At 70.5% G+C, this 12503-nt stretch carries 11 protein-coding genes; 9 read left to right on the top strand and 2 right to left on the bottom strand.

The features are described from left to right. The first annotated feature begins 595 nt into the window (after window positions 1-595). Window positions 596-1027 (top strand): peptidase inhibitor family I36 protein, encoded by a 432-nt coding sequence (locus ACO1BR_RS08285; RefSeq protein ID WP_426794372.1) that lies wholly within the window; start codon window positions 596-598, stop codon window positions 1025-1027. Window positions 1028-1125: 98 nt separating this feature from the next. Here the strand turns inward: ACO1BR_RS08285 and aceE are convergent, their stop codons facing one another. Beyond that, window positions 1126-3858 (bottom strand): pyruvate dehydrogenase (acetyl-transferring), homodimeric type, encoded by a 2733-nt coding sequence (gene aceE, locus ACO1BR_RS08280; RefSeq protein ID WP_426794371.1) that lies wholly within the window; start codon window positions 3856-3858, stop codon window positions 1126-1128. Window positions 3859-4374: 516 nt separating this feature from the next. Between aceE and ACO1BR_RS08275 the strand changes: the two genes are divergently transcribed. The 6 genes from ACO1BR_RS08275 (at window position 4375) to ACO1BR_RS08250 (ending at window position 8937) form a co-directional block, all read left to right on the top strand. After that, the gene (locus tag ACO1BR_RS08275) at window positions 4375-4809 is read left to right on the top strand and encodes a DUF3052 domain-containing protein (RefSeq protein ID WP_426794370.1); all 435 of its coding nucleotides are present in this window, start codon (window positions 4375-4377) and stop codon (window positions 4807-4809) included. A gap of 146 nt (window positions 4810-4955) precedes the next feature. Beyond that, window positions 4956-5414, top strand: a complete 459-nt coding sequence (locus ACO1BR_RS08270; RefSeq protein ID WP_159503952.1) for a peroxiredoxin — start codon at window positions 4956-4958, stop codon at window positions 5412-5414. Between the two features lie 178 nt (window positions 5415-5592). Continuing rightward, window positions 5593-6168, top strand: a complete 576-nt coding sequence (locus tag ACO1BR_RS08265; RefSeq protein WP_159503953.1) for a TerD family protein — start codon at window positions 5593-5595, stop codon at window positions 6166-6168. A gap of 116 nt (window positions 6169-6284) precedes the next feature. Continuing rightward, window positions 6285-6860 (top strand): TerD family protein, encoded by a 576-nt coding sequence (locus tag ACO1BR_RS08260; protein ID WP_426794369.1) that lies wholly within the window; start codon window positions 6285-6287, stop codon window positions 6858-6860. Window positions 6861-6912: 52 nt separating this feature from the next. After that, entirely contained in the window at window positions 6913-8100 is a 1188-nt protein-coding gene (locus ACO1BR_RS08255; protein WP_426794368.1) for a DUF475 domain-containing protein, read from the top strand. Window positions 8101-8199: 99 nt separating this feature from the next. Next, window positions 8200-8937 carry a TerD family protein gene (locus ACO1BR_RS08250; protein WP_426794367.1) on the top strand — a complete coding sequence of 246 codons (738 nt, stop codon included), beginning with the start codon at window positions 8200-8202 and terminating at the stop codon, window positions 8935-8937. 123 nt (window positions 8938-9060) lie between these two features. Here ACO1BR_RS08250 and ACO1BR_RS08245 read toward each other — a convergent pair whose 3' ends face one another. Next, window positions 9061-10179: a TerD family protein gene (locus tag ACO1BR_RS08245; protein WP_426794366.1), complete on the bottom strand. Its 1119-nt coding sequence runs from the start codon at window positions 10177-10179 to the stop codon at window positions 9061-9063. A gap of 218 nt (window positions 10180-10397) precedes the next feature. Here ACO1BR_RS08245 and ACO1BR_RS08240 point away from each other — a divergent pair, with 218 nt between their 5' ends. Both ACO1BR_RS08240 and ACO1BR_RS08235 read left to right on the top strand, forming a co-directional pair. Further along, on the top strand, window positions 10398-11570 hold the full coding sequence (locus tag ACO1BR_RS08240) for an HpcH/HpaI aldolase/citrate lyase family protein (protein WP_426794365.1): 1173 nt from the start codon (window positions 10398-10400) through the stop codon (window positions 11568-11570). A gap of 148 nt (window positions 11571-11718) precedes the next feature. Next, window positions 11719-12503, top strand: a 785-nt coding sequence (locus ACO1BR_RS08235) for a phosphoribosyltransferase domain-containing protein (protein ID WP_426794364.1), incomplete at its 3' end; no start/stop codon positions are given.

Below are 12503 nucleotides of genomic sequence, written 5' to 3'. Positions count from 1 at the left end.
CCCCCCCCCCCCCCCCCCCCCCCCCCCCCCCCCCCCCCCCCCCCCGCCGTCGCCTTGCGCGCGCCAGGGTGCCGGCCGCCGTGAGGGGCGCGGGGTGCCGTGCCGGCCGTGCGCAGCCGCGGGCACCCGCCCACCGCCCGCCGGTCGTCGATCTGCCCGCCGGTCGTCAACCCGTCCCGCTCGCCCGCCGTTCGCCGCCACGCGCCGTACGCCAAGGGCGAGTTGGCTTCCGCCCGGACCGCCGAATCCCTCATCCGGATGACCCGATCCGGGAACCGCCGGCCCGCGGTGCCTCCTCCTGGGCAGCGGGCACGCCCAACTGCCGTGCGGCGCACGGGAGGAACGGTTTCCGCGGTCGGTCTCCGCGACCCCGCCGCACGTCAACCGCGCGTACCACCGCGGCGGCGGGGCACCGCGCGGTTATCCACATACCTGATGCGGGTGGAGCTGCCGTTCGGGCCTTGGCGATCGCGCCGCGGCGGCGCCAGGCTCGAAAACGAACCCGCCGCGGGCACCCGCCCGCCGCGGACACCCATGCCGTGGCCCACCCCCGCTCCGCGGGTCGCCACGGCCACGTCACGGGGGAGAGGCTCCTATGCGTATCCGTCTGTTCGACACGTTCCACACCACCGCGCTGGTCACCGGCCTGGCCGCGCTGGCCGCGGTGCTGGTCGCCCCGGCCGCTCTCGGCGCCCCGGCAGCGCACGCCGCCGGCGCCGCGCACGCCGGCGGGCACCCCGCCGCGTCCGGCGACTGCTCGGCCGGCCAGCTGTGCCTCTGGCCGAAGGCGGACTTCGGAGGCAGGCGGCAGACCTACGAGCTGTCCGACACCGAGATCGAGAGCTGCGTCTCCCTGCCCAAGGGGGTCACCGCCGCCGCGTTCGCCAACCGCACCGGCCGCCCGGTCACCACCTACCAGAGCGCCGAGTGCGCCGAGACCGGCGAGTTCGACACGTACCCGGGCGGCGGCAGCTGGGTGCCCAAGGCGCCGTACCAGGTAAGGGCGTTCAAGCTATGGGAGCAGTGATCCGGGCGTCCGCGGTGCACGCACCGCGCCCCCCGGCCGGCGCTGAGCGCTGGCCGGGGGGCGCGGCGGAGACGGTGCGGCGGCAGGCCGCACAGGGGTCAGGCGTCGCCGCCCGCCTCCCCCGCGTCGGCGGCCGTGACGTCCAGGAGCTGGTAGCGGTCGATCGCCTGCTTCAGCAGCGAGCGGTCCACCTTGCCCTCCTTGGCGAGCTCGGTGAGCACACCCAGGACGATCGACTGCGCGTCGATGTGGAAGAAGCGGCGGGCCGCACCGCGGGTGTCCGCGAAGCCGAACCCGTCGGCGCCCAGGGACTGGTACGTGCCCGGGACCCAGCGCGCGATCTGGTCCGGGACGGAACGCATCCAGTCCGACACCGCGACCTTCGGGCCCTCGGCGCCCTGGAGCTTCTGCGTCACGTACGGGACGCGCTGCTCCTCCTCCGGGTGCAGCAGGTTGTGCTCCTCGACCGCCACCGCGTCGCGGCGCAGCTCGTTCCAGGAGGTCGCCGACCAGACGTCGGCCTTGACGTTCCACTCGTCCGCGAGGATCCGCTGGGCCTCGACGGCCCACGGGACCGCCACGCCGGAGGCGAGGATCTGGGCCGCGTGCTCGCCCTTCTCACCGGACTTGACGCGGTAGAGGCCCTTGAGGATGCCCTCGACGTCGACGTCGGCCGGCTCCGCCGGGTGCTGGATCGGCTCGTTGTAGACGGTCAGGTAGTAGAAGACGTCCTCGGAGTTCTCGCCGTACATCCGCCGCAGACCGTCCCTGACGATGTGCGCGATCTCGTAGCCGTAGGCCGGGTCGTAGGCGACACAGGCCGGGTTGGTCGAGGCCAGCAGCTGGGAGTGGCCGTCGGCGTGCTGGAGGCCCTCGCCGGTGAGCGTCGTACGGCCGGCGGTCGCGCCGAGCACGAAGCCGCGCGAGAGCTGGTCGGCCATCTGCCAGAACTGGTCGCCGGTGCGCTGGAACCCGAACATCGAGTAGAAGACGTAGACCGGGATCAGCGGCTCGCCGTGCGTGGCGTAGGCGGAGCCCGCCGCGATCAGGGAGGCGGTGCAGCCGGCCTCGGTGATGCCGTCGTGCAGCATCTGGCCGGTCGGCGACTCCTTGTAGGCCAGCAGCAGTTCGCGGTCCACCGACTCGTAGGTCTGGCCCAGCGGGTTGTAGATCTTGGCGGACGGGAAGAACGCGTCCATGCCGAACGTGCGGTACTCGTCCGGGGCGATCGGCACGAAGCGCTTGCCGATCTCCTTGTCCCGCATCAGGTCCTTCAGGATGCGGACGAACGCCATGGTCGTGGCGATCTTCTGCTGGCCCGAGCCCTTCTTGGCGGTGGCGTACGCCTTGTCGCCGGGCAGCTCCAGCGGCTTGGCGCGCACGAGACGGGTGGGCACGTAGCCGCCCAGCGACTTGCGGCGGTCGTGCATGTACTGGATCTCTTCGGAGTTGCGGCCCGGGTGGTAGTACGGCGGCAGGCCGTCCTCCAGGTCCTTGTCCGGGATCGGCAGGTGCAGCCGGTCGCGGAAGCCCTTGAGGTCCTCGACGGTCAGCTTCTTCATCTGGTGGGTCGCGTTGCGGCCCTCGAAGTTCGGGCCGAGCGTCCAGCCCTTGACCGTCTGCGCGAGGATCACCGTCGGCTGGCCCTTGTGGGCCTTGGCCGCCGCGTACGCCGCGTAGATCTTCTTGTGGTCGTGACCGCCGCGGCCCAGGTGGAGGATCTGGTCGTCGGTCATGTTCGCGACCATCGCGCGCAGGCGGTGGTCGTCCCCGAAGAAGTGCTCGCGGATGTACGCGCCGGTCTCGGTGGCGTACGTCTGGAACTGGCCGTCGGGGGTGCTGTTGAGCTTGTTGACCAGGATGCCGTCGCGGTCCTGCGCGAGCAGCGGGTCCCAGCTGCGGTCCCAGACCAGCTTGATGACGTTCCAGCCGGCGCCGCGGAACTGCGACTCCAGCTCCTGCATGATCTTGCCGTTGCCGCGGACCGGGCCGTCCAGGCGCTGGAGGTTGCAGTTGACGACGAAGGTCAGGTTGTCCAGGCCCTCACGGGCGGCGATGGACAGCTGGCCGAGCGACTCGGGCTCGTCCATCTCGCCGTCGCCGAGGTAGGCCCAGACGTGCGACTTGGAGGTGTCGGCGATACCGCGCGCCTCCATGTAGCGGTTCATGCGGGCCTGGTAGATCGCGCCGAGCGGGCCCAGGCCCATGGAGACGGTCGGGAACTCCCAGAAGTCCGGCATCAGCCGCGGGTGCGGGTAGCTGGACAGCCCGTTGGGGGCCTTGGACTTCTCCTGTCGGAAGGCGTCCAGCTGCGCTTCGGACAGTCGGTCCAGCAGGAAGGCGCGGGCATAGACACCGGGCGAGGCGTGGCCCTGGAAGAAGATCTGGTCGCCGCCGTCGCCCTCGTCCTTGCCCCGGAAGAAGTGGTTGAAGCCCACGTCGTAGAGGGAAGCGGAGGAGGCGAACGTGGCGATGTGGCCGCCGACGCCGATGCCCGGGCGCTGGGCGCGGGAGACCATGACGGCAGCGTTCCACCGGGTCGCGTTGAGGACCCTGCGCTCGATCTCCTCGTTGCCCGGGAAGAACGGCTCGTCCTTGGTCGCGATGGTGTTGACGTAGTCCGTGCTGCGCATCTCGGGCACGGCCACACGCTTCTCGCGGGCGCGCTCGATCAGGCGGAGCATCAGGTAGCGGGCACGTTCCCGGCCTCGCTCGTCAACGGCCGCGTCGAGCGAGTCGAGCCATTCCTGGGTCTCTTCGGGATCGAAGTCCGGGACCTGGCTGGGAAGGCCGCCAATGATGATCGGGTTTCGATCGGATCCGGAAGCCACGCTGTTCCTTAGTGTTCGGTTCGTATCGTGCTCGGCTTGCCATTGCTGCTGTGCACGGGGACGAATGCTGTCTCTGCCTTGTGTCGCGCCGTCTTCCATCGTGTACCGAGTCACTGGGATACGTCACCTCTACCGATGGGTAACCACCCGCTGAGAGATGGCGCTGAAAAGGCCGATTCTCAGGTCGGCCAAATCGCAACCATACGCCCATGTCGAAAGCCCTTGACGTACGGCCGTCCGGCGCTCGAAAGCGGGTCCGGGGGGCTCCCTCGTCACTCGACGGGGCCATTCGTGCCCGCCTACCCCATATACCCGCCCCGGTGCTGTGGTGTGAATCACTTCGTGGTGTCCTGGTGGAGTGGCGAAGGCCGCGCGGTGCCTTCGGATCGTCACCGTTTAGGCGGTCTCGACCGCCGGGTACTTGCGCGATCCGCCCGGCCCGTGTGGACTACGCCCAATGCCCCGCGCACGCGCGGGGTCTCCCGAGCATTTCCGAAACATGACAGGAGGCAATCCGTGAGCGCGACCGCGGACCACGCGGAGGAGCGGACCAACCCTGCCGCCAGGCTGGGGTTCGAGCCCGGACAGGTGGTCCAGGAGATCGGCTACGACGATGACGTCGAGCAGGAGCTCCGAGAAGGCATTGAGGCCGTCACCGGCCAGGAGCTCCAGGACGAGGATTACGACGACGTGGCCGACGTCGTCCTCCTCTGGTTCCGGGACGAGGACGGCGACCTCACGGACGCGCTGGTGGACGCCATCGGTCTGATCGACGAGGGCGGCCAGATCTGGCTGCTGACACCCAAGACCGGCCGCGACGGCTACATCGAGCCGAGCGACATCAACGAAGCGGCCCAGACCGCGGGGCTGTCCCAGACCCGGAGCATCAACGCGGGCAAGGACTGGACCGGCAGCCGCCTGGTCACCCCCAAGTCGTCGGGCAAGCGCTGAGCGCTCCCCTCGACGCTGTGCGCCGAGCCCCCTCCGGCCTGTTCCGGAGGGGGCTCGGCCCTGTTCAGGCCGGGTTCTCCGGGCGTTCGGGCCGGCGCGTAGGGTTGGTCGCGTCAAGTTGAGAGTGATGCGGAAGGGATGCACCCATGGCGATCGAGGTCGGCACGAAGGCTCCGGAATTCGAGCTCAGGAACCAGCACGGCGAACTGGTCAGGCTCTCCGACTTCCGCGGCGAGAAGGCCGTCGTCCTGCTCTTCTACCCCTTCGCCTTCACCGGTGTGTGCACCGGTGAGCTGTGCGCGCTCCGCGACGAGCTGCCGAAGTTCGCCAACGACGACGTCCAGCTGCTGGCCGTCTCCAACGACTCCCCGTTCTCGCTGCGCGTCTTCGCCGAGCAGGAGGGGCTGGAGTACCCGCTCCTGTCGGACTTCTGGCCGCACGGCGAGGCGTCGCGGGCGTACGGCGTCTTCGACGAGGACAAGGGCTGCGCGGTGCGCGGCACGTTCATCATCGACAAGGAGGGCGTGGTGCGCTGGACGGTCGTCAACGGCCTGCCCGACGCCCGCGACCTGAACGACTACGTCAAGGCCCTCGAAGCCCTCTAGTCGCCGAGCGCCGCACGCGCCGGGCGCCCCACGGCCCACCGGGCGGACATCCTTCGGGATCCGCGCGCGGTTTCCGCATTCGGTGGGAACCCGTCACTAGGATCAATTCGTTGATCCGATGCCATGCACGATGGGGGCGCACATTCATGACGTACCCCTCGAATCTATGGGAGGACTCGTGGGAGTCAGCCTCAGCAAGGGCGGCAACGTCTCGCTGACGAAGGAAGCCCCCAATCTGACCGCCGTGCTCGTCGGTCTGGGCTGGGACGCGCGTACCACCACCGGTACGGACTTCGATCTTGACGCCAGCGCCCTGCTGACGAATGACCAGGGCAAGGTCGCCAGCGACCAGAACTTCGTGTTCTTCAACAACCTGAAGAGCCCCTGCGGTTCGGTCGAGCACACCGGTGACAACACCACCGGTGAGGGCGAGGGCGACGACGAGGCCATCAAGGTGAACCTCGCCGGGGTCCCGGCCGACGTCAACAAGATCGTGTTCCCGGTGTCGATCTACGACGCCGAGACCCGTCAGCAGAGCTTCGGCCAGGTCCGCAACGCCTACATCCGCGTGGTCAACCAGTCCGACGGCAAGGAGCTGGCGCGCTACGACCTGAGCGAGGACGCCTCGACCGAGACCGCCATGGTCTTCGGCGAGCTCTACCGCAACGGCGCGGAGTGGAAGTTCCGCGCCATCGGCCAGGGCTACGCCTCGGGGCTGCGCGGCATCGCGCAGGACTTCGGCGTCAACGTCTGACCGACGGCCGCACCGCGTCCGGCGCCGTACACCCCGCAGCGGGGAGTGCGGCGCCGGACGCGCTTCAGGGGGCGCGAGCCGCGTCCCCCACCGACACAGGGGAGGAAGCGAACACGATGGGCGTCACACTCGCCAAGGGGGGCAACGTCTCCCTGTCCAAGGCCGCGCCGAATCTCACACGGATCTCCGTCGGGCTCGGCTGGGACGCGAGGTCCACCACGGGAGCGCCGTTCGACCTCGACGCCAGCGCGCTGCTGTGCCGGGAGGGCCGGGTCCTGGCGGACGAGTACTTCGTCTTCTACAACAACCTCAAGAGCCCTGAGGGTTCGGTCGAGCACACGGGCGACAACCTCACCGGTGAGGGTGAGGGCGACGACGAGACGGTCCTCGTCGATCTCACACTGGTGCCGGAGCAGGTCGACAAGATCGTCTTTCCGGTCTCGATCCATGAGGCCGATCTGCGCGGCCAGAGCTTCGGCCAGGTCGGCAACGCCTATATCCGGATCGTCAATCAGGCCGACGGCGGCGAACTCGCCCGTTACGACCTCAGCGAGGACGCCTCCAGCGAGACGGCGATGATCTTCGGCGAGGTGTACCGCTACAGCGGCGAATGGAAGTTCCGGGCCGTGGGGCAGGGGTACGCATCCGGTCTGCGGGGCATCGCTCTAGACTTCGGGGTCAACGTTTCGTAAAGCGCCGCGCACCGCGCGCGGGGGACCCATACAGCGAAGGATTGGGTAGGCAGTGCTCCTGAAAACCTTTGGCTGGTCGTTCGCCATCACGGTGCTCGGCCTCGGCCTGGCCGGTGTCCTCTGGGGGTGGCAGGGGCTCGCGATCGTCGGGATCCTGTCCATCCTGGAGATCTCGCTCTCGTTCGACAACGCCGTCATCAACGCGGGAATCCTGCGCAAGATGAACGCCTTCTGGCAGAAGATCTTTCTGACCGTCGGCATTCTCGTCGCGGTGTTCGGCATGCGGCTGGTCTTCCCGGTCGTCATCGTCGCGATCACCGCGAAACTGGGGCCGATCGAGGCGGTCAAGCTCGCGATCAACGACAAGGCGCATTACGAGCAACTGGTCACCAGCGCCCACCCGGCCATCGCGGCGTTCGGCGGCATCTTCCTGCTGATGATCTTCCTCGACTTCATTTTCGAGGAGCGGGACTACAAGTGGCTGGGGTGGATCGAGAAGCCGCTCGCCCGGATCGGCAAGCTCGACACCCTCTCCATCATCGTCGCGCTGGCCGCCCTGCTGGTGAGTGCCCTGACGGTGGCCACCAACGTGGCGCACGGCGGCGGCGACAAGACCACCACGGTCCTGCTGTCCGGTATCGGCGGTCTGGTGACCTACCTCGTCGTCGGCGGTATCTCGGGGTACTTCGAGGGCCGGCTGGAGGACGACGAAGACGACGAAGACGGCGCGGACGGAGCGGCCGACGAGGTCCGAGGCGCTGAGGGTGCCCGGGACGGCGGGACGGGCGCGGACGCGGCTCCGGTGCGGAAGCGGGGCGGCTCGGCCGTGGGCCTGGCCGGCAAGGCCGCGTTCTTCATGTTCCTCTACCTGGAGGTCATCGACGCGTCCTTCTCCTTCGACGGTGTCATCGGCGCGTTCGCGATCACCAACGACATCTTCGCGATGGCGCTGGGTCTCGGCATCGGTGCGATGTACATCCGGTCGCTGACCGTCTTCCTCGTCCGCAAGGGCACCCTGGACGACTACGTCTACCTGGAGCACGGCGCCCACTACGCGATCGGCGCGCTGGGCGTCATCCTGCTCGTCACGATCAAGTACGAGATCAACGAGGTCGTCACCGGCCTGGTCGGCGTCGTGCTGATCGCCCTGTCCTTCGGTTCGTCCGTGCTGCGCAACCGGCGCGAGGGCAGGCCAGGGCAGGAGTCGTCGGCGAAGTCGGAAGTGACGTCCGGAGTGTGACGGACGGCTGATTGAGGAACGCTTTCTGCGGGGCGGCCATGGGTACGAACCCTCCGGCCGCCCCGTGGTGATGTGGGGCCCGACAAGGGGGTGGGAAAGATGTCGTTCCTGGGGAACTGGCGGCGCGGCAACGCGCCCGCGTTCGACGGCGGCGGAGCGTCGTACGTCGTCGAGCTGACGAAGCGTCATCCGGTCGTCTCGCTGACCAAGCAGGGGGCGGCCAACGGGCATCTGCGGGTCAACCTGAGCTGGCAGATGCGGACCTCGGACCTGATGGAGCGGGGCGGGCAGCGCACCGGAAGCCTGCTGCGGAATCCGGGGCGGCTGTTCAAGCCCGAGGTCGTGCAGGCGCAGGGGCCGGCCGTGGTCAACGTCGACCTGGACCTGGCCTGCATGTACGAGCTCACCGACGGCACCAAGGGCGTGGTGCAGCCGCTGGGGGACTTCCTCGGCGACCTCAACGGCCCGCCGTTCGTCCAGCTCAGCGGCGACGACCGGTTCGGTTCGGGGTCCGGCGAGACGCTGTATGTCAACCTCGACCACCGCGACGAGATCAAGCGGCTGCTGATCTTCGTCTACATCTACGACGGGACCCCGGCCTTCGACCGTACGCACGCGGTCGTGACGCTCTACCCGAGCACCGGACCGCGGGTCGAGGTCAAGCTGGACGAGCGGGCGCCGCAGGCCCGTTCCTGCGCCATCTTCATGCTGGAGAACGGCAAGGACGGCCTGACGGTGCGCCGCGAGGTGAAGTACGTCTACGGCTTCCAGGCGGAGCTCGACCGGATGTACGGCTGGGGGCTCCAGTGGGGCCGCGGCTACAAGTCCAAGGTCTGACCGTCATGGCCTGACCGCCGCGGCCGGCCGCCGGGGCCTGACCGCCGGGGCCGGCCGCCGGGGCCTGACCGCCGGGGCCGGCCGCCGGGGCCTGACCGCCGGGGCCGGCCGCCGGGGCCTGCCCTAGCGACGCTGGAACTGCGGCCCCTGGGGCGGCAGCACGAACGACGGGTCGGGGGCGAACGGCTGCGGCTGCTGCACGGGATAGCCGTATGTCGGGGCGGGCTGCGGCGGTTGCAGGTGCGGCGGCATGTGCTGCGGGTAGCCGTACGCGGGCGGCTGCTGGGGCGCGTACGGGGGCTGCTGCGGCGGCGGGCCCGGGTAGCCGTAGGCGGGGGGCTGCGCCGGCGGCGGCGGAACGTGCTGCGGGTAGCCGTAGCCGGCGGTGGACGGCGGTGCCGCGGGGGCCGGGGGCAGCGGGGCGGCCGAGAACGGCTCCGGCATCCGGTCCGGCACGTGCTGGGTGACGGCTTCCGGGCCGGCCGCCGGATACGCCGGCGGGCCCCCCGGGGACGACGGCGCGACGGCCTCTTCGGGCCAGGCGCTGGGCGGCGGGGAGGTGGGGGTGGCCGGTCCGGGGACCTGTGGCGCCGGCGTGCCGGGGGCGGGCCGCTCGACGGCCGCCGTGGGGACTTCGTCGGGCGGGGCCGGGGACGGTTCCGCCGCGGCCGGCGGGTCCGTGCGGCCGGCGGGCGGATCGTTCTCGTCGACCGAGATCCCGAACTCCGTCGCCAGGCCGACCAGCCCGCTCTCGTACCCCTGCCCCAGCGCGCGGAACTTCCAGCCGTCGCCGCGCCGGTAGAGCTCCCCGCAGATCAGCGCCGTCTCCTCGCCCGTGTCGGGCACTACGTCGAAGACCGCGACCGGTTCGGCGCCCTCCGTCGCCGCGTCGTACAGCAGAACACGCAGATCCGGTACGTCCGCGAAGGCGCCACCGTCCGACGACGCGGTGAGCACGACCCGGTCCACCGCCGGGTCGAGCGGAGCGAGGTCCGCCTCGATGCTGTCGGTGAGGTGGTCGCCGAGCCGGGACTTGGGCAGGTGCCGGACCAGGCCGCTGGGGTGCCTCGGCTGGTTGTAGAAGACGAAGTCCTCGTCCGAGCGCACGCGTCCTTCCGGTCCCACGAGCAGGGCCGAGGCGTCGACGTCGGGGACGTCGGCACCGGGGGTCCAGCGCAGGACGGCCCGTACCGCCGTGGCGTCGAGGGGTACGTTCGACCCTTTCAGCATCGCGTGCGTCATGCGGCAATCCTGCCTTCCCACACGTCGCAGCGACAACGCGGGGGCCCGGCCCGCGCGCCGGAGCTGCGCGCTCGTACACCTGGACGCCGGGTCCGGGTCACCGGAATTTCGTTGCGGCGGGAACTTTCGACACCCCCACACACGTACGATTACCGGCTGGATCCAGACAGCGAGACGTCACGGGGGTGCCCGGGTCCCGCTGGTATGCGGGGAGTTGTATGCGTCACTTCGGGCATCTTGCGCCGGACATCCGGAAGGCTCTGTTCCACGAGGAACCGGTGGAGTTCACCGCCGATTCCCCGGCCCGTACGCTCGCGGCCGCCCTCGGTGCCACGCTCTACAGCCCCGCCACCCGCCCGCGGCTCGCCGCCGACGTCCTCAAGCAGGCCGGGCGCGGGGTCGTGTCCATGGTGCTGTGCCTCGAAGACTCCATAGGGGACGCGGACGTGGCGGCCGGCGAGGAGAACCTCGTCCGGCAGCTCGGACTGCTCGACGCGGCGGCCGAGGCGGGCGAGGACCTGCCGCTGCTGTTCATCCGCGTCCGCGCACCGGGCCAAATACGGGACCTGGTACGGCGGTTGGGGCCCGGCGTGCGCAGGCTGTCCGGTTTTGTCCTTCCGAAATTCACCGAGGAGCGGGGCGCGCCCTTCCTGGAGGAACTGGCCGCCGCCGAATCCGCCTGCGGGCGGCGGCTGTTCGCGATGCCGGTGCTCGAATCCCCGCAGCTGCTGCACCTGGAGAGCCGCGCCGCGACGCTCCGGGGCATCGCCAGGGCCGTCGGCGCCCACCGGGACCGGGTGCTCGCCCTGCGGCTCGGCGTCACGGACTTCTGCTCCGCCTACGGGCTGCGCCGGGCGCCCGACATGACGGCGTACGACGTGCAGATCGTCGCCTCCGTGATCGCCGACGTGGTGAACGTCCTCGGCCGTGTGGACGGCAGCGGTTTCACGGTCACCGGCCCGGTGTGGGAGTACTTCCGGCTGCACCAGCGGATGTTCAAGCCGCAGCTGCGCCGCACCCCGTTCGTGGGGGAGGCCGAGGAGCTGCGCAACGCGCTGATCGAGCACGACATGGACGGGCTGCTGCGCGAGATCGAGCTCGACCGGGCGAACGGACTGGAGGGCAAGACCTGCATCCACCCCTCGCACGTCGCCCCCGTGCACGCCCTCTCGGTCGTCAGCCACGAGGAGTACAGCGACGCCGGCGACATCCTGCGGCCTGAGCGGGGCGACGGCGGGGTCCTGCGCTCCGCCTACACGAACAAGATGAACGAGGTGAAGCCGCACCGCGCCTGGGCCGAGCGGACCCTGCTGCGTGCCGAGGCGTTCGGCGTGGCACGGGAGGACGTCGGGTTCGTGGAGCTGCTGACCGCGAGCCTGCCGCCGGCCTGAGGCGCGGCGGACGGGGCGGGGACGGCAGCGGCGAGGGAACGGCGGGGACGGCAGGCCGGCAGGAACAGCGGGAACAACAGGCCGGCAGGAACAACAGGCCAGCAGGAACAGCAGGAACAGCAGGAACAGCAAGGATGGCGGGAACGGCATGAGCGGCACGAAGGGTACGTACGGCACCGAGGAGGAGACGGCACGCGCGGTGTGGACGGGGGAGTGGGTCGCGGGGCGGCTCGGGGTCGCGCTGAGCGGCTCGGACGAGCTGCCCGAACTGCTCGGGCTGGCGCTGCGCCGCAACCCCAAACGGGCCCATCTCCTCGTGTCGAACGTGCTCGGCAAGCACGTCCCGCAGCGCCCGGACGTGGTCCACGGTGCCGGCGTCGGACTCGGGCGCCGGGTGCGCGCGCTGCTCGGGGACGAGGCCGCCGCCCGCTCCGTCGTCCTGGGATACGCCGAGACCGCCACCGGACTGGGGCACTCGGTCGCCGACGGGCTGGGCGCGGCACCGTATCTGCACTCCACCCGGCGGCCGGTGCCGGGCGTCGACCGGGTGGGCGGCTTCGAGGAGGAGCACAGCCATGCGACCTCCCACCTGCTGCTCCCCGAGGACCGCGAACTCCTCGCCGGCGGTGGCCCGTTGGTGCTCGTCGACGACGAGTTCTCCACCGGGCGCACGGTCCTGAACACCCTCCGGGCGCTGCACGCGCGCTTCCCGCGCGGCCGCTATGTCGTCGTCGCCCTGGTCGACATGCGGTCCGCCGGGGACCGCGACCGGCTGGCGGAGTGCGCGGCCGAACTGGGTGCCCGCGTCGACCTGGTGTCCCTGGCCGCGGGCGGCGTACGGCTGCCCGCGGACGTCCTCGCGCGCGGCCGGGAGCTGGTCGCCGCCCATGAGGTGGCCCGGACCGCGGCGGTCCCGCCGCGGTCGGGCCGGGG

Origin of the sequence: Streptomyces sp. YGL11-2 (genome assembly GCF_050054615.1) — a bacterium.
In the GTDB taxonomy this organism is placed as follows: domain Bacteria; phylum Actinomycetota; class Actinomycetes; order Streptomycetales; family Streptomycetaceae; genus Streptomyces.
The sequence above is the reverse complement of the archived record's forward strand: the minus strand, read 5'-3'. Positions and strand labels throughout refer to the sequence as shown.